This is a genomic window from Neobacillus sp. NPDC058068, assembly GCF_042885335.1.
Taxonomy (GTDB): Bacteria; Bacillota; Bacilli; order Bacillales; family Cytobacillaceae; genus Neobacillus.
Genome location: NZ_JBHVSI010000010.1, coordinates 26,403 through 42,414, shown reverse-complemented (window position 1 = coordinate 42,414; position 16,012 = coordinate 26,403). Strand labels below are relative to the sequence as shown.

The 16,012-nt window shown below is 41.9% G+C and carries 17 protein-coding genes; 14 read left to right on the top strand and 3 right to left on the bottom strand.

Features of this window, described 5'->3' with window-relative positions; translation table 11 throughout:
* Positions 1 to 9 precede the first annotated feature (9 nt).
* From cobA to cysI, 4 genes are all read left to right on the top strand, one after another.
* Complete coding sequence (gene cobA, locus ACFVSW_RS13020; RefSeq protein ID WP_387316554.1) at positions 10 to 786, top strand: uroporphyrinogen-III C-methyltransferase; 777 nt, start codon at positions 10 to 12, stop codon at positions 784 to 786.
* A gap of 20 nt (positions 787 to 806) precedes the next feature.
* On the top strand, positions 807 to 1,550 hold the full coding sequence (locus ACFVSW_RS13015) for a sirohydrochlorin chelatase (protein ID WP_387316552.1): 744 nt from the start codon (positions 807 to 809) through the stop codon (positions 1,548 to 1,550).
* A gap of 394 nt (positions 1,551 to 1,944) precedes the next feature.
* On the top strand, positions 1,945 to 3,759 hold the full coding sequence (locus ACFVSW_RS13010; protein WP_387316549.1) for an assimilatory sulfite reductase (NADPH) flavoprotein subunit: 1,815 nt from the start codon (positions 1,945 to 1,947) through the stop codon (positions 3,757 to 3,759).
* 205 nt (positions 3,760 to 3,964) lie between these two features.
* A complete protein-coding gene (gene cysI / locus ACFVSW_RS13005) occupies positions 3,965 to 5,680 on the top strand; it encodes an assimilatory sulfite reductase (NADPH) hemoprotein subunit (protein ID WP_387316546.1) in 1,716 nt (571 codons plus the stop codon).
* A 92-nt stretch (positions 5,681 to 5,772) separates the two neighbouring features.
* Here the strand turns inward: cysI and ACFVSW_RS13000 are convergent, their stop codons facing one another.
* The 3 genes from ACFVSW_RS13000 to ACFVSW_RS12990 all read right to left on the bottom strand — a co-directional run bounded on the left by ACFVSW_RS13000 (position 5,773) and on the right by ACFVSW_RS12990 (position 7,400).
* The gene (locus ACFVSW_RS13000) at positions 5,773 to 6,510 is read right to left on the bottom strand and encodes a metallophosphoesterase family protein (protein ID WP_387316543.1); all 738 of its coding nucleotides are present in this window, start codon (positions 6,508 to 6,510) and stop codon (positions 5,773 to 5,775) included.
* Between the two features lie 74 nt (positions 6,511 to 6,584).
* Positions 6,585 to 6,800 (bottom strand): hypothetical protein, encoded by a 216-nt coding sequence (locus tag ACFVSW_RS12995; protein ID WP_024026616.1) that lies wholly within the window; start codon positions 6,798 to 6,800, stop codon positions 6,585 to 6,587.
* 216 nt (positions 6,801 to 7,016) lie between these two features.
* On the bottom strand, positions 7,017 to 7,400 hold the full coding sequence (locus ACFVSW_RS12990; protein WP_387316540.1) for a ribosomal maturation YjgA family protein: 384 nt from the start codon (positions 7,398 to 7,400) through the stop codon (positions 7,017 to 7,019).
* A gap of 218 nt (positions 7,401 to 7,618) precedes the next feature.
* Here ACFVSW_RS12990 and ACFVSW_RS12985 point away from each other — a divergent pair, with 218 nt between their 5' ends.
* From ACFVSW_RS12985 to nikC, 10 genes are all read left to right on the top strand, one after another.
* On the top strand, positions 7,619 to 8,254 hold the full coding sequence (locus ACFVSW_RS12985) for a pentapeptide repeat-containing protein (protein WP_387316538.1): 636 nt from the start codon (positions 7,619 to 7,621) through the stop codon (positions 8,252 to 8,254).
* A gap of 146 nt (positions 8,255 to 8,400) precedes the next feature.
* Positions 8,401 to 8,589 (top strand): hypothetical protein, encoded by a 189-nt coding sequence (locus ACFVSW_RS12980; RefSeq protein WP_387316535.1) that lies wholly within the window; start codon positions 8,401 to 8,403, stop codon positions 8,587 to 8,589.
* Between the two features lie 273 nt (positions 8,590 to 8,862).
* Positions 8,863 to 9,315, top strand: coding sequence for a WD40/YVTN/BNR-like repeat-containing protein (locus ACFVSW_RS12975; protein WP_387316533.1), 453 nt, complete (start codon positions 8,863 to 8,865; stop codon positions 9,313 to 9,315).
* 261 nt (positions 9,316 to 9,576) lie between these two features.
* Positions 9,577 to 10,395 (top strand): SDR family NAD(P)-dependent oxidoreductase, encoded by an 819-nt coding sequence (locus ACFVSW_RS12970; protein WP_387316530.1) that lies wholly within the window; start codon positions 9,577 to 9,579, stop codon positions 10,393 to 10,395.
* Between the two features lie 12 nt (positions 10,396 to 10,407).
* Positions 10,408 to 11,451: a ketopantoate reductase family protein gene (locus ACFVSW_RS12965; RefSeq protein ID WP_387316527.1), complete on the top strand. Its 1,044-nt coding sequence runs from the start codon at positions 10,408 to 10,410 to the stop codon at positions 11,449 to 11,451.
* Positions 11,445 to 12,095 carry a GntR family transcriptional regulator gene (locus ACFVSW_RS12960; RefSeq protein ID WP_387316524.1) on the top strand — a complete coding sequence of 217 codons (651 nt, stop codon included), beginning with the start codon at positions 11,445 to 11,447 and terminating at the stop codon, positions 12,093 to 12,095. Before ACFVSW_RS12965 ends, ACFVSW_RS12960 begins: the two co-directional genes overlap by 7 nt.
* A gap of 23 nt (positions 12,096 to 12,118) precedes the next feature.
* A complete protein-coding gene (locus tag ACFVSW_RS12955) occupies positions 12,119 to 13,132 on the top strand; it encodes an ABC transporter ATP-binding protein (protein ID WP_387316523.1) in 1,014 nt (337 codons plus the stop codon).
* Entirely contained in the window at positions 13,086 to 14,081 is a 996-nt protein-coding gene (locus ACFVSW_RS12950) for an ABC transporter ATP-binding protein (protein WP_387316520.1), read from the top strand. Before ACFVSW_RS12955 ends, ACFVSW_RS12950 begins: the two co-directional genes overlap by 47 nt.
* A gap of 22 nt (positions 14,082 to 14,103) precedes the next feature.
* Entirely contained in the window at positions 14,104 to 15,117 is a 1,014-nt protein-coding gene (locus ACFVSW_RS12945) for an ABC transporter permease (protein ID WP_387316518.1), read from the top strand.
* A gap of 15 nt (positions 15,118 to 15,132) precedes the next feature.
* Complete coding sequence (gene nikC, locus ACFVSW_RS12940; RefSeq protein ID WP_387316515.1) at positions 15,133 to 15,951, top strand: nickel transporter permease; 819 nt, start codon at positions 15,133 to 15,135, stop codon at positions 15,949 to 15,951.
* Positions 15,952 to 16,012: the final 61 nt, after the last annotated feature.

Sequence of the window (16,012 nt, the reverse complement as noted above, 5' to 3'; positions counted from 1 at the left end):
TGGGAAGCCATGGCTGGCAAGGTTTATTTAGTTGGTGCGGGACCAGGAGATCCAGATTTAATTACCGTTAAAGGACTGCGGTGCCTCGAACAAGCCGATGTCATTCTCTATGATCGGCTCGTCAATCCCGAACTGCTGCAGCATGCAAAAAAAGAGGCACAGCTGGTGTATTGCGGCAAGCTCCCCCATTATCACACTATGAAGCAGGAGACGATCAATTCCTTTTTGGTCAAATATGCGAAAAAAGGGTATCAGGTTGTCCGCTTAAAAGGAGGAGACCCATTTGTTTTCGGCCGCGGCGGGGAAGAAGCGGAGGAATGTGTCAAGCATGATGTGCCGTTCGAAATAATTCCGGGCATCACGGCCGGGATTGCGGCTTCTGCTTATGCGGGAATTCCGGTTACCCATCGTACCTTAAGCAAAAGTTTTGCGTTTATTACTGGGCACCAGGCAGGCGATGTCGCGGCGGAGCACCAGTGGTACCATCTGGCAAACGGAGTCGATACCATTTGTGTCTATATGGGGGTTTCTCAGCTTTCAACGATAATAAAGCAATTAATCCGGCATGGTAAACCACCGCAAACGCTAATCGCCCTTGTTCAGTGGGGGACATTAAGCGACCAGCGAACCGTGACAGGCACGCTCGAGACAATTGAAGAACGGGTGAAACAAGAAGGAATTTCGAATCCAAGCATGATTGTCATTGGCGAGGTTGTTCGTCTACACAAAAAATTAAATTGGTTTCATGAAGAAATTGTTCCCAATTTGCCGGTCGTTCATGGATAAAGTTAGTGGGGGCGGTTAGGATGAAAGCCATTTTATTTATTGGCCACGGCACACGCTCTAAAAAAGGAGCAGAAGAAGCGAGGGCCTTTATCGAAAGAGTAATTGGTCGAATCGATCTTTCCATTCAAGAAATCTGTTTCCTTGAGCTGACTGATCCGTCGATTGAGGAAGGCTTCAAGCGCTGTGTGGATAAAGGGGCAACTGAAATCATTGTTGTTCCGTTGTTTCTGTTGGCTGCGGGCCACATCAAAACAGATATCCCGCAGGCCCTGTCTTTATTGCAGCTAAGATATCCTGATATTGAGGTTCAGGTTAAGGATCCTTTTGGGGTCCAGGAGAAAATTCTTGATGCAGCAGCTGAACTTGTCAATGATGCTGCAGGTGCCTTGGAGCCGCAGGACGGGTTATTGATTGTTGGAAGGGGAAGCAGTGATCCTGGAATACACGGTAACTTTGCCGTTATTGCGGAAGGTATCAGGGATCGGCTCGGAATAAATCACGTATCGGTTTGCTATTTGGCCGCAGCCGAACCAAGGCTCCAGGAAGCTTTACAGAATATTTGTAAAAAAAATGACGGCAAAATCATTGTCGTCCCTTACTTATTATTTTCAGGCCTGCTTATTGGCGAAATAAACAGAGAGATACTTAAACGGCAAAAACAGGGGTTTAAGATTCTCGACACTGGCCCATTGAGCGGGCATCAGATATTTGAAGATATCGTGATTGAACGGGCAATATGTAATAAACCTTGTGTAGCTAAATGAAGATACTGTTCATAGTGCCCGTCAACCGGAAAAAAGCGTGCCCACGGGCATTAAGAGAGGTTCATAGTGCCCGCCGACCGGAAAAAAGCGTGTTCTCGGGCACTAAGAGAGATTCATAGTGCCCGTTAACCGGGCAAAAGCGTGTCATCGGGCACTATAAGAGGTTCATAGTGCCCGTCACCCGGAAAAAAGCGTGTTCTCAGGCACTAAGAAAGGTTCATAGTGCCCGTCACCCGGAAAAAAGCGTGTCATCGGGCATTAAGAGAGGTTTATAGTGCCCGTCACTCGGAAAAAAACGTGACAACGGGCACTATGCCTTCAACTATCAAAAAAAATTTTGCGGCACTCCGCCGATATCCATAAAAACCTTTTATTCCAGAACGAGGTGGTTATATTGCAACTTCAGGTATTGAACAGTCCGTTTAGTCAGGAGCAGGCAGAGCTCCTAAATCGCATTCTGCCAACATTGACAGAATCTCAGAAATTTTGGCTCAGCGGTTTTCTCGCTGCATCTCAAATGAATTCCGCACTGAAAACATCAGATGCACAAATGACACAACAACTGGCAAAAGAACAAACACTCCCAAAAGAAATAACCATTCTTTACGGATCACAGACAGGCAATGCCCAGGGACTGGCGAAGAAGGCTGCCAAAACGCTTGAGGGGAACGGTTTTCAAGTAAACCTTACATCCATGAGCGATTTTAAACCAAATAAACTAAAAAAAGTCCAAAACCTTCTGATAATCGTCAGCACCCACGGAGAAGGTGACCCGCCAGATAGTGCGCTCACATTTCATGAATTTCTTCATAGCAAACGGGCACCGAAGCTTGAAGACCTTCATTTTTCCGTCTTAGCGCTAGGCGACAGTTCGTACGAGTTTTTCTGTCAAACGGGAAAAGAGTTCGACCAGCGCCTCGAAGAACTCGGCGGTACCCGGCTTTACCCGCGCTTTGACTGCGATGTCGATTATGATGAACCGGCGGCAGATTGGCTGGAAGGAGTCCTTGGTAGCTTAGGGGATGCAAAGGGCGAAAGTCCAACTCCGTCGAAATCAACAGCGCCTAAAGGAGTAGAATCGGCATACGACAGATCCAATCCTTTTCGAGCAGAGGTACTTGAAAATATCAATTTGAACGGCCGCGGCTCGAATAAGGAAACACGTCATCTTGAGATATCTCTTGAAGGTTCAGGCCTAACCTTCGAACCGGGAGACAGCCTTGGCATCTACCCGGAAAACGATCATGCACTAGTCGACCTGCTTATTGAGGAAATGAAATGGAATCCAGAGGAGCTTGTGACGATTAAAGCGGGAGATGTTCGGCCGCTTAGAACAGCCTTACTTTCCCACTATGAAATTACGATTCTCACAAAACCACTGCTAGTGAAGGCTGCACAACTTTCAGCGAGTAAGGAACTAAAAGAGTTGACCACACCGGGTAATGAACAACCGTTAAAGGCGTACCTTGAAGGCCGCGATTTATTAGATTTAGTTCGGGATTTTACCCCTTGGATTTGTTCGGCTCAAGAGTTTATAAGCATTCTTCGAAAAATACCGGCCCGGCTGTATTCGATTGCGAGCAGTTTAGCAGCCAATCGGGATGAAGTCCATATAACAATTGGAGCAGTCCGCTATGATGCACACGGGCGTGAACGAAATGGCGTCTGTTCGATTTTGGCTGCTGAGCGACTCAAGCCAGGAGACACATTGCCAGTTTATATTCAACATAACGAAAACTTTAAGCTGCCGAAGAACCCGGAAACACCGATCATCATGGTAGGACCAGGCACAGGTGCAGCGCCGTTCCGCTCCTTTATGCAGGAGCGTGAAGAAACCGGGTCCCCCCAAGGGAAATCATGGCTGTTCTTCGGAAACCAGCACTTCGTCACCGATTTCCTTTACCAGACCGAATGGCAAAAATGGCTGAAGAACGGCACACTGACGAAAATGGACGTTGCCTTTTCACGTGACACCAATCAAAAGGTATATGTGCAGCACCGTATCCTGGAAAACAGTAAAGAATTTTTCGAGTGGCTTCAAGAAGGAGCAGTGGTATACATTTGCGGCGATGAGAAACACATGGCCCACGATGTCCATCAAACGCTCCTCACGATTATCGAAAAAGAAGGCGGTATGAACCGTGAAAAAGCAGAAGAATATTTGGCCAAGATGCAACAAACCAGACGGTATCAGCGTGATGTTTATTGATTGTGTGGAAAAGGGGCGGAGCGCCGCAAAAACAAATCATTTTAACCAATTTGAGTGGTTTTTTCCAATTTTCACTTCGAATAGGAGAAGTTCTGCTCTGCTCGCACCGCCTTTATTGGCAGGGATGGACCTTTGAATAATTTTTCATAGTAAATGGTAGTGTAAAACGCTATATTGAATTTGGAGTGAAGGGAGTTTTTTCAACATGGTGAAGCAAATGTTAACAGCGCCAGTGGGAGAACCAAGCGATGTTGAGCGTATAAAAGAAGAAAGCAACTACCTTAGAGGCACTTTGGTGGAAGTAATGCAGGACCCCATCAGCGCCGGAATACCAGAAGATGATAACCGCCTAATGAAACATCATGGCAGCTATTTGCAGGATGACCGTGATCTCCGCAATGAGCGTCAAAAGCAAAAACTCGAACCTGCGTATCAGTTTATGCTCCGTGTCCGTGCTCCGGGTGGTGTGGTTACACCTGAACAATGGCTTGTATTAGATGAACTTGCAGAAAAGAATGCGAACGGAACGATAAAGCTGACGACACGGCAGTCGTTTCAAATGCATGGCATTTTAAAGTGGAACATGAAAGAAACGATTCAGGAGATTCATCAGTCCCTTTTGACCACACTTGCAGCGTGCGGCGATGTAAATCGGAATGTGATGTGTAACCCGAATCCTGATCAATCTGAAATCCATGCTGAAGTGTATGAATGGGCGAAAAAGTTGAGTGTTTACTTATTACCGCGCTCAAGGGCATATCATGAAATTTGGCTCGATGAGGAAAAAGTGGCTGGGACTCCAGAAATAGAGGAAGAACCCATGTACGGAGCACGCTATTTGCCGCGGAAGTTTAAAATCGGAATTGCTGTCCCGCCCTCGAATGATATCGATGTTTTTTCACAGGATCTTGGTCTCATTGCGATTGTTGAGGATGGTAAACTAAGCGGTTTTAACGTGGCCATAGGCGGCGGGATGGGGATGTCACACGGTGATAAGGCGACATACCCACAGGTAGCAAAGATCATTGGCTTCTGCCCCCCAGACAAAGTGGTGGAGCTGGCTGAACAAATAATTACGATTCAGCGTGATTACGGGAACCGTTCGGTCCGGAAAAATGCCCGCTTCAAGTACACAGTAGACCGCCTCGGACTCGAATCGGTTAAAGCTGAATTGGAAAAACGAATTGGCTGGAGCTTGGAAGAGGCAAAACCCTATCAGTTCAATCACAATGGCGATCGCTACGGTTGGATAAAAGGAATGCAAGGGAAATGGCATTATACGCTGTTTATCGAAAATGGTCGCGTCGCAGATTTTGCGAATTACAAGCTCAAAACAGGCTTACATGAACTTGCAAAAATCCATTCGGGAGACTTCCGGTTGACAGCGAATCAGAATCTAATCATTGCGAATGTATCAAGTCAGAAAAAGAAAAAAATAAATGAATTAATGGAAAAATACGGCTTGTCCGACGGCAAACATCACTCCGCATTAAGACGGAGCTCGATGGCGTGCGTCGCTCTTCCAACGTGCGGCTTGGCCATGGCAGAATCAGAACGCTACTTACCAGAACTTATCGATAAAATTGAGGAGGTTGTCGATGAAAATGGTCTGCGTGACGAAGAAATTACGATTCGGATGACCGGATGTCCAAATGGCTGTGCCCGTCCTGGGCTCGCGGAAATTGCCTTTATTGGCAAAACGGTCGGCAAATATAACATGTATCTTGGCGCAGCTCACAACGGGAGCCGCTTGAATAAAATGTACCGCGAAAACATTGGCGAACCTGAAATTCTGAGTGAGCTTCAGATACTTCTTTCCCGCTTTGCCAAAGAACGCCGGGAAGGTGAGCACTTCGGTGACTTTGTCATCCGCACAGAGATTGTCAAAGCAACAACAGACGGCACGAATTTTCATGAATAATGAGATGAAAAAGAGACAGGTTTCTGTCTCTTTTTGCACATCAAAAAAACAGCCGCCATTGGCAGCTGAAGTGAACATGCGAGCTAAGGTAATCACAGGTATTGAAGATGCTGATTTCCATGAAACATCTTCAAAATATACTCGGAATCCGGAACTTTAAGCCTGCTATATCCCAATAAAAATTCTTTATTATCATAAGGGACTTCTTTAAATGTTACGCCGATTTCACCATGTTCGCCGATCGACAAAATAGCATAAGAGGCGAACGGCTTCGGATAACATCCCAGCGAGCAGGGATTAAGATAGAGCCGTTTCTTCGTTTTATAATGATGGATTACATGATGATGGCCAAAACAGACGATATCAGCAGATGAATCTCGGTAAAGGAAGTCCAATTTTTTAATGGTGGGTTCATAATCAACTGCTAAAAAATCACCGAGTTCATCTAAATGATAGTGGACAAACAATAATTTTTTTCCATTAAATTCAGCTTCAATGGTTGTTGGAATAGAAATTAACCATGGCAGGAATTTCCGGTCTAATTGGGAGGCAATCCACTCGTGGTGCTCCTTTTCCCTTTTCTGACTGTATGGTTCTCTGCCTTCGATGATATCTAGGATTGCTTCATCATGATTTCCCATTACAAAAGAAATATCGCCACGAGAAAAAAGCAAATCAAGCACTTCGTTTGTTTCATAGCCAATTCCTACTAAATCCCCTAAACAATAGATGTGGTCCATTTTACTTTCTTGGCTGACATCTTCAAGTACAGCTTTTAAAGCAGATTGATTGCCATGAATGTCTGATATTATAGCGATTTTCTTCTCCATACCAAAATCTCCGTTTTTCACTAGTCTCCCTATTTTGGTAAAATTAATTCCAAAAAATTATTACTCATCGATGGCTATTTCTTTTTCTTTTTTGAATTATCAACAACCACTTTATTTTTAACGGTTTCTAAGACCACTTGTACATGAATATTTTTTTCATCTATTTGAATAACATTTGAAACTTTTGCTTTACGACCTTTAATTTTTAAATCTTCCCCAACAACTGGTACCCGTTTAAGCAACTGTGTTAATAAAACATTTTTCTTTTCTAAAAAATGAACAGCAAACATTTAGCCTCACCTACTCCATAAAGTATCTGTTACAAAAAAATGCTAATTTGTAACCTTACCAATAAAATATTTAACTATAGGTAGATTTAGACCAATTTACTACTATACTTCGGCTTCAAAAGTGATTTTTAAAGCCGTTTTTTCATATTGAGGTAATTTTTCTATCATTATGTTTTTGTTCGCCCCGGAAATTGACTTTTGAAACGATAACCAACGTTATCTGCGTTGAGTAAACATTAGTGCGATCCTATCCAAGACAGTGCCGACAATAATCCCTGCAGAATATCGAATTAGATCCGCAGTAAGAAAACCTTTGCCCAAGACCAGCGCACCAAGCACTGTCCCCCGAATCTGATTAATCCAGTCTGCCTGATAGAGCTGGCTGAATTCAATGCCGAAGCTGAATATAAGGCTGAGCCAAATGGCTGTGGGCAGGCTCTTACCAACCAATAAGAAACGGAATCCAAAATAGACCATCATTGCCCAGAGTGCATCCCCGGCGTTTTGCGCTACAAATTCCGGAAGGAGAGGGCTGTATTTTCTGGAGGCTAGGCCTAAGAAAATGGTGATCACAATGGCTAGAAAGTAACCAATCCTCATGTTACGGTAACTCTTATCCGTGGATTCGTTTTTTGATAGTTTGAAAGGCTGCATATAGATCACTCTCTTTTCTACATGGTATTAATATTCAAGTATTGAGTATGTGAAGTGCTGGCTCATATTCTTCCCTTAAGGTAATATAGATTTTGTCATGTATAAATAATAAGCTATTTTAAAAAAATACATAACCACTAATCTTCGATGAAAGAGGCATAAATATGAAAATTGACTCCCCTAAAATTTCAGCTGAATTACCGACAAGGAATTTCCAAGATATTTTTTATGAAGAAGATCGGGAATTAGAAATGTGTCAGGTTATTGACTCCGTTTTTGAAAATGAAGCTGTTGGCAGAGTTCGTTTATCGAATATGGTCATTAAGAATTGTCGGTTCAACAATACTGATTTTAAAAATATTGATATAACGGATGTGCGGTTTGAAAACTGCGATTTTTCCAATGCCAATTTAAGCAAGTCTTCTATTCACAGAGTGGTATTTAAAAATAGTAAATTAGTAGGTGTGGATTTTACCGAATCACGATTTGGAAATATTCAGTTTGACAATTCCGTCTTAAACTTGACGACTTTTGCAAATTCAAAGCTGGAAAAAGTAAAATTTCAGGAAACGTTATTAAAAAGTACCGATTTATTTGACTGTAAATTAAAAAATGTTGAATTTCTACATTGTAATCTCGATGGCGCAAACTTTGACCAAACGTCATTAAAAGGAATTGATATTAGCACTTCCACATTTGATACAATGACCGTGGCAATAGAGGATTTAAAGGGCTGCAAGGTCTCATCTTATCAAGCAATTCAATTTGCGACACTTATGGGATTAGTCATTAAGGATTAGGGGGGGTTGGTACTAAATCCCAGTTGGTGTCAGGCACTGAAACGATTTCGATAATATACATAGACTTTCTAGGTATAGTCATTATAGAATGATTGAGAAAAGAATTAGCAGGCTGGCACCAATTTTTTCGTGAGGTGGATTGTATAGTGAAAAATATCCTACTTGGGATTAGCAGTTTAATGTTGGCACTCTTAATCATCGTCTTAATTTATTTTCAATCTTCATTTGAACCGAGACAACATCATGAAAATCAAAGAACGGATATACAAGATAATCGAAAGGAACAAACCCGCTACACTGACGGCACCATTGATTACTCCTTTCAAAATGACTAACTCAAGATTTCCTTCGATAAAGGCAAAACCTGGAGGACCGTTCCAATTGTAAAAGATAAACTATTTGAAGGCGAGTACAGCGGCAATAAACAAGAGCTTATCGAAAATAGCTATATCCTTTCAACAAATCGGTTCGCATTTTTATATTCAGATGGCCCTGACTGGATCGCTAAAAAAATTATTTTAACGTATTCGCTTGACCAAGGTGACCATTGGCAGGACGCTGTTGTCGCCGAACAATATCCATCGCTCCGGTTTCGAAAAGTAGATTTTTTGAATGAAAATTTTGGTTATGTCATTCTTACCGGGGATCGGACAGTGTCACAGGAAATGTCCAATGTCTATGTCACCCATGATGGCGGCAAGTCGTGGAAGGAAACGAATCCAACGAACGTGACTAGGTTAATAAAAAACGGTGGCTTTGTGGATGAACAAACAGGTTTCTTATCCTCTGGATTTATCAATCCTGAAGAACCTGACCTATCTGTGACCCAAGATGGTGGGAATTCTTGGGTAAGAGCATCGATTCCGATTCCCGAACAATATAATAAAGTTTTCGTTACCGCCGAACTGCCCTTTAAAGAAGAAGACCATTTAGCCGTCCTTATTAATCAAGGACCAAGCGGTGATTATCGGGGCGGAAAAGTAAAAGGAAAGTTTCTATCGAAAGATAACGGCATGACATGGGAGTTTTCCACGGAAGTACTGCCAAATGAAACAGAATAGGAATCAAATGAGAAGAATCTTTGTCTGGGTTCTTTTCTTTTTTTACGTTGACCTCTTAAAACTTCTGATTTGTATTAACGGGAAATTTGGTGCCTGCCCCTATGTTGGTTAAAGAGTTAGCCTGCGGAGGGACAGGTTTTTTATTAATAAAATTTAATCCACTTAAAGTCTCTCTTTTTTAAATTATTAAAAATATTCTAAAAATTCTTTGACATTCTGAAAAGCATTGGGTTATTATAAAAAAAAAGAGGTGAGTTGGCTATGTTTGAAAGTGTTAACAGTTTACACTTTACGTTATTCTCAGGAAAAACAGTCATAGTTACCGGTGCTGCTCATGGGATAGGTGCAGCGATCTGTTGTGCATTTGTAGGTCAAGGCGCGAATGTAATAGGGACGGATATTTTAGCTGAGGAACTTGAACAGGTTAGAAATGATATAAATGATCGTTTTAAGGATTCTGAAACTCAAAATCAATTTGATATTTTTCCGTGTGATATAACGAAGGAAAGTCAAGTGATGGATCTCATTCAATACATAATTGATAAATATAAGAAAATTGATATCCTGGTGAATAACGCAGGCGGGGTTTGTGGACAGGTGAATCAACCAATTGAAGATGTTCAGGAAGATGAATGGCGAAAAATATTTAATGTAAATCTTGATGGGGCTTTTTTTACAACAAAAGCTGTCGCCCCATATATGAAGAAGCAAAAGTATGGACGGATTATCAATATTTCTAGCGGAGCCGGTCGAAGTACTAGTTTAACAGGTATTCAAGCATATGCGAGCGCCAAAGCTGGTCAAATTGGATTTACTCGTCAAATGGCTCAGGAATTAGGTCCTTTCGGAATCACGGTTAATAATATTGCACCAGGATTTGTCCTTTCCAATCCATCTACTCGTAAACAGTGGGAAAGAATGACTAAATCACAACAAGAGGGTTTGATTGAATCTATTTCTGTGAAACGACTTGGAGAACCGGTAGACATAGCAAACCCTGTGTTATTTTTTGCCTCAGATTTTGCTAGCTATATTAGTGGTCAAACGATTTCAGTAGATGGAGGGCAACAATTATTTTAAGGGGGCTCGATCATGGATATTACCATTATTGGAGCAGGTGCAATCGGAGGTGTCCTAGGGGCTTACCTTGTAAAGGATGGGAAACCAGTTACTTTTTGTGATATTGCTGAAGAACATGTAAATAAAATGAATGCCGAGGGTCTAACCATTGAAGGACCGGATCAAACCTTTACAGTGAAATGTTCGGCGTACACACCCAACGAATTAATCAAAAGGGGAAAAATGTTAGATACAGTTTTTTTATGTGTGAAAGCTCAGCACACGGAAGAAGCCATTAGATCAGTATTGCCTATATTGTCGGAAAATTCAAAAATAATATCATTCCAAAACGGACTTTGTGAACATGTGATATCCAAGATAATCGGGGATGAAAGAACAATTGGCTGCTTTGTTAATTTTTCCGCAGATTATTTATCTCCTGGGAGGATTCTTTATGGAGGGGTTGCCTCCATCTATTTAGGCGAGTTAGACGGAACAATAACGAAAAGGCTGCTGGATTTACAGGAAATTCTAACATGTTGGGGGCCAGTTGAGGTAACAAACAATATTTGGGGCTATTTATGGGGGAAACTATCCTATGCAGGGCTATTATTTGCAACGGCATTAGTTGATGAAACAATGGCAGAGGTTGTGAGAAAACAAGAGTTTCGTCCAATGCTTATGGAACTATGTACAGAAATACTAGAGGTTGCAGCGAAGGAAGGAATCCAGCCTGTAGGTTTTGATGATTGGGAACCAACCTATATCTATCCGAGAGAAACTAGAGATGAACTAGTTTTGAACGCACAATTAGAAAAACTCGCTAAGCGGATGGCATCCAATAAAAAGGCGAAAAGTGGAATCTGGCGGGATTTAGCAGTGCGAAAGCGCAAGACAGAAATCGATTTTCAATTAGTCCCCATTATTGAAATTGGTGCAAAGCACCAGATTCAAATGCCAGTAACTCGATTACTTATTTCCCTTATCAAAGATATTGAATCAGGGGCTGCACAAATGGATTGGAAAAATTTATCTAAACTAAAAGAAAAATATGAATCTGGTGAAACAGTATGTTAATAAACTATCAAAATCTTTCAGATCACGTGGCAGGTTTAATTAGGAAAATGATTATGAATGGGACGCTAAAACCTGGTGAGAAGGTAAATCAGGTTCAACTTGCAGAAAAGCTAAACATTTCGCGAGGACCCATTCGTGAAGCGTTAAGAATGCTTCAGAATGAAGGACTGATTAATCATGAAACAAATAAGGGCACATATGTAACGACATTATCTGATCAGGATGCTTATGAAATCTATACAATGCGAGCCTTGCTTGAAGGAAAAGCAGCTGAATTGGCCGCTCCAAACTTAACTGCCAAAGACTTTTTGAGATTAGAAGAATTATTGGGGGAATTTAAAACGGCCTATCAAGAGGAAGATTTGGAACGTGAGGCAAAATGCGATATTTCTTTCCATCATACGATTGTGCTCGCTTCAAAGCATCAACGGTTAATCCATATGCACCAGCAGTTAGATACTCAGGTTGGAGCAATGTTCCTTACTGTAGCAAGCGTAGTTCCTGAAAGGACAAAGCTCGTGGTCGAAATCCATAAACATCTTTTAGATGTCCTAAAATCAAAAGATTTAGAGAAAGTAAAAAAGGCATTCTCCGATCATTATCTCCACACCCTTAAAGACTTGAAAAATATGAATGTTTTTTGACATTAGGAGGAGGTGTTTTACCTATGCTGCTTCAAGTAAAAAACGTAGCTCTATCCTTAAAAAGAGAAGGAAAATATACAAAAATTTTAGATGATATTTCTTTCCAAGTTGAAAAAGGAGAAACAGTAGGAATTGTCGGCGAGTCTGGTTGTGGAAAAAGTTTAACAGCTTTATCGATCATGAGACTTCTTCCTGATAAGGCAAAGCTAGAAGGATCGATTCTCTTGGACGATGAGAATGTGACCGAATTTTCTAAACGGCGGCTGGAGAAAGTTCGCGGAAATCAAATGTCGATGATCTTTCAGGATCCGCTTACCTCTTTAAACCCGCTTCATACAGTTGGCAGGCAAATCGAAGAGGCGCTAATCCTTCATACGGATAGTAACAAGACCGAGCGAAAGCGAAGAGTCATTCAACTGTTAAAGGAAGTCGGCTTACCAAGAGCTGAAGACCTTGTGAATGAATACCCTCATCAATTATCGGGCGGGATGAGACAAAGAATCATGATTGCGATTGCCATGGCTTGTCATCCAAAGTTGTTAATTTGCGATGAGCCAACAACGGCTTTAGACGTAACTGTTCAAGCGCAAATCCTCGATTTGATGAACCATCTTAAACAAATAAATGATATGGGGATCATTATGATTACGCATGATCTTGGTGTTGTTGCTGAGGTTTGTGACAAGGTAATTGTTATGTATGCCGGAAAAGTGGTGGAACATGCAAATGTAAAGGAGTTATTCCTAAATCCTAAGCACCCCTATACAAAAGGATTGCTTGAATCAATTCCTAAACTAGGGCGAAGAAAGGAAAAACTAGGTTCCATTTCTGGGATGGTTCCATCACCCGATCAAATGCCGTCAGGATGCCGATTTTACGACCGGTGCAGTAAGAAAATGGATATTTGTAAACTGGAAATTCCGCCAATGCAAGCTGTTGGAGAAGATCATTTAACTGCATGCTGGTTGTATAAGAAGGAGGTGGAAGAGGATGTCACTTCTCGAAGTAAAGGATTTGAAACAACACTTCACCATTAAAAAAGGATTTTTGGGTGAAAAGAAAACGGTAAAAGCTGTTGACGGCGTTAGCTTCCACATTGAACACGGTGAAACATTGGGGATTGTCGGAGAATCTGGCTGCGGAAAATCCAGTCTTGGGCGCTCGATTCTCCAACTTTTAAAACCGACTTCAGGGGAAATCATTTTTGAAGGGAAAAGCATTACCCATCTGCCAAGACGTGAAATGAAATCTGTCCGTAAAGATATGCAGTTAGTCTTCCAGGATCCTTATGCTTCCTTAAATCCAAGGAGTAAAATTTGCAGTATCTTAGAGACTCCATTGATTGTCCATGGAATGAAAAACAAGGCAGAACGTATGAAAATCATCGAAGCGTTAATCGATAAAATCGGGATACGGAAAGAGCAGTTAGATCGTTACCCCCATGAATTTTCGGGCGGGCAAAGGCAAAGAATTGGTATTGCCCGCTCGCTAACGTTAAACCCAAAACTGATTATTGCCGATGAACCTGTTTCCGCACTGGATGTGTCTGTCCAATCGCAGGTGCTAAATTTAATGGTCGATCTGCAAAAGGAATTTAATTTAAGCTATATGTTCATTTCCCATGATCTTTCAGTTGTGCAACATATTTCCGATCGTGTTGCCGTGATGTATTTAGGAAAAATTGTGGAGATTGCTAATGTCGAAGATTTATATAGGAATCCGTTGCACCCTTATACAAAGGCTTTATTGACAGCTGTGCCTCTCCCAGATCCAACAAAGAAACGAGAAAGGATCATCTTACAAGGTGATCTCCCAAGCCCGGTGAATCCACCGAGTGGATGCCCTTTCCATACAAGATGTCCAGTAGCAACAGCCGAATGTAAAACTGAGGTTCCTGAACTGAGGGAAAAGGAAATGGGCCATTGGGCGGCTTGTATCCATGTTCAGCCAGTCCAATTGGAAAAGCCGCGGCTCATTATTTCATAACAAAAGAAGGAGGGGAGTAGGATTGGATGCGCTCCGTTACATAATAAAGAGACTTTTACTAATGATTCCGATTCTTTTTGGCATTACTGTCTTGACTTTCTTTATCTCAAATACAATTCCCGGCGATCCGGCAAGATTAGCTGCAGGACCTCACGCCGATGCAAAGGTGATTGAAGAGCTTCGTGAAACAATGGGGTTGAATAAACCAGTATTCGTTCAATATGGAACATATATGAACAACCTTTTACATGGTGACTTTGGATTTAGTAACTTTAGCCACCAGCCAGTAATCGAGGATATCAAGGCCTATTTTCCTGCCACACTTGAATTAACTTTATTCTCGATGTTCATCACTATTTTAATAGGGATACCATTTGGCGTAATTAGTGCGAATAAAAAAGATAAACTAGCAGATCAGTTTACACGCGTCATGGCGTTGACGGGCGTTGCCATGCCTGCGTTTTGGCTCGGAATTTTACTTCTCCTCTTTTTTTATCTCCAACTCGGGATTCTTCCAGGATCTGGACGATTGGACACGGGGCTGTCGCCTCCAGTAACGATTACCGGTATGTATACTCTCGATGCTTTACTTTCGGGAAATTGGACGGTTTTCCAATCAGCTATCATTCATCTTATTCTTCCTGGTATTACTCAAGCAGCCGTAACGATTGGGATGATTACAAGGATGACGAGATCTAGTATGCTTGAAGTTTTAAAAAGCGATTATGTTAGAACTGCCTATGCAAAAGGAGGGACAGATACGAGGGTACTTTACGGGCATGCATTGCGAAATGGAATGATGCCAATTTTGACGCTGCTGGGAATGACCTTTGGCCATTCCCTTGGAGGGAGTGTCCTTGTTGAATCTGTCTTTTCCTGGCCTGGTTTAGGGAAATATGCGGTAAATGCGATTACCTATTTAGATTTTCCTGCCGTGATGGCTGTTACAATGCTGATTGCGATTCTATTTATTACAGTCAATTTGATTATTGATATTCTCTATCAAGTCATCGATCCGAGACTAAATTATGATTAGAAGGGGGCTGAGTACATGACTAGACGTTTATTCTCCAGTCCATTAACGTTGATTGGACTTTTCATCGTATTAATGATCATTGTTCTTACCATTTTTGCCCCCTTGATTTCCCCAAAGGATCCATTGGAAGTGAATTTGGGACAGAAATTGCTGCCTCCAAGTTCAGAGCATTGGTTTGGAACTGATGAGGTAGGAAGGGACATTTTCAGCCGGATTATTTACGGCACAAGAATTTCTTTGAAAATTGGTTTGCTTGTGGTAATGATTGCCTTTCCGGTTGGCACCGTACTTGGTGCTATAGCTGGTTTTGTCGGTGGAGTGGTGGATCAAGTAATCATGAGGATTACAGATATTTTTCTATCGTTTCCAGGAATCATTCTTGCTATGTCAATTGCTGCGGCACTTGGACCTTCCATTGAAAATGTTTTGCTTGCGCTCGCCATCACCTGGTGGCCTTGGTATACAAGGATTGTCCGGTCCTCGGTTCTATCAATTAAGAATGCGGAGTTTGTCGAATCGGCACGAGTGATTGGCGCAAATCCAATTAGGGTCTTGTTCAAGGAGATTATCCCCAACTCGATTGCGCCGGCTAGCATTCAAGCATCCCTTGATCTCGGGTTTGTTATTCTCGCAGCCGCGGGTTTGAGCTTTATTGGTTTAGGGGCTCAGCCGCCTTCACCAGAGTGGGGAGCGATGCTTTCATCCAGCAGAGAAATTTTGCGTGATGCCTGGTGGGCTGCTACGTTTCCTGGTTTAGCTATCCTAGTGACAGTTCTTGGTTTTAATCTTTTAGGTGACGGATTACGAGACTTATTAGATCCGAAAAACCGCTGAGTGTTCAGAATTGAAAGGGGGTGATTGCACTTTTAAAAATTTAGTTCCACAATTCTAACGC

What these genes read in the sequence shown, in the direction of transcription:
- cobA (WP_387316554.1), top strand. Translation starts at nt 10, where the DNA reads ATGGCTGGCAAGGTTTATTTAGTTGGTGCGGGACCAGGAGATCCAGAT.
- ACFVSW_RS13015 (WP_387316552.1), top strand. Translation starts at nt 807, where the DNA reads ATGAAAGCCATTTTATTTATTGGCCACGGCACACGCTCTAAAAAAGGA.
- cysI (WP_387316546.1), top strand. Translation starts at nt 3,965, where the DNA reads ATGGTGAAGCAAATGTTAACAGCGCCAGTGGGAGAACCAAGCGATGTT.
- ACFVSW_RS13000 (WP_387316543.1), bottom strand. Translation starts at nt 6,510, where the DNA reads ATGGAGAAGAAAATCGCTATAATATCAGACATTCATGGCAATCAATCT.
- ACFVSW_RS12995 (WP_024026616.1), bottom strand. Translation starts at nt 6,800, where the DNA reads ATGTTTGCTGTTCATTTTTTAGAAAAGAAAAATGTTTTATTAACACAG.
- ACFVSW_RS12990 (WP_387316540.1), bottom strand. Translation starts at nt 7,400, where the DNA reads ATGAGGATTGGTTACTTTCTAGCCATTGTGATCACCATTTTCTTAGGC.
- ACFVSW_RS12985 (WP_387316538.1), top strand. Translation starts at nt 7,619, where the DNA reads ATGAAAATTGACTCCCCTAAAATTTCAGCTGAATTACCGACAAGGAAT.
- ACFVSW_RS12970 (WP_387316530.1), top strand. Translation starts at nt 9,577, where the DNA reads ATGTTTGAAAGTGTTAACAGTTTACACTTTACGTTATTCTCAGGAAAA.
- ACFVSW_RS12965 (WP_387316527.1), top strand. Translation starts at nt 10,408, where the DNA reads ATGGATATTACCATTATTGGAGCAGGTGCAATCGGAGGTGTCCTAGGG.
- ACFVSW_RS12960 (WP_387316524.1), top strand. Translation starts at nt 11,445, where the DNA reads ATGTTAATAAACTATCAAAATCTTTCAGATCACGTGGCAGGTTTAATT.
- ACFVSW_RS12955 (WP_387316523.1), top strand. Translation starts at nt 12,119, where the DNA reads ATGCTGCTTCAAGTAAAAAACGTAGCTCTATCCTTAAAAAGAGAAGGA.
- ACFVSW_RS12950 (WP_387316520.1), top strand. Translation starts at nt 13,086, where the DNA reads ATGTCACTTCTCGAAGTAAAGGATTTGAAACAACACTTCACCATTAAA.
- nikC (WP_387316515.1), top strand. Translation starts at nt 15,133, where the DNA reads ATGACTAGACGTTTATTCTCCAGTCCATTAACGTTGATTGGACTTTTC.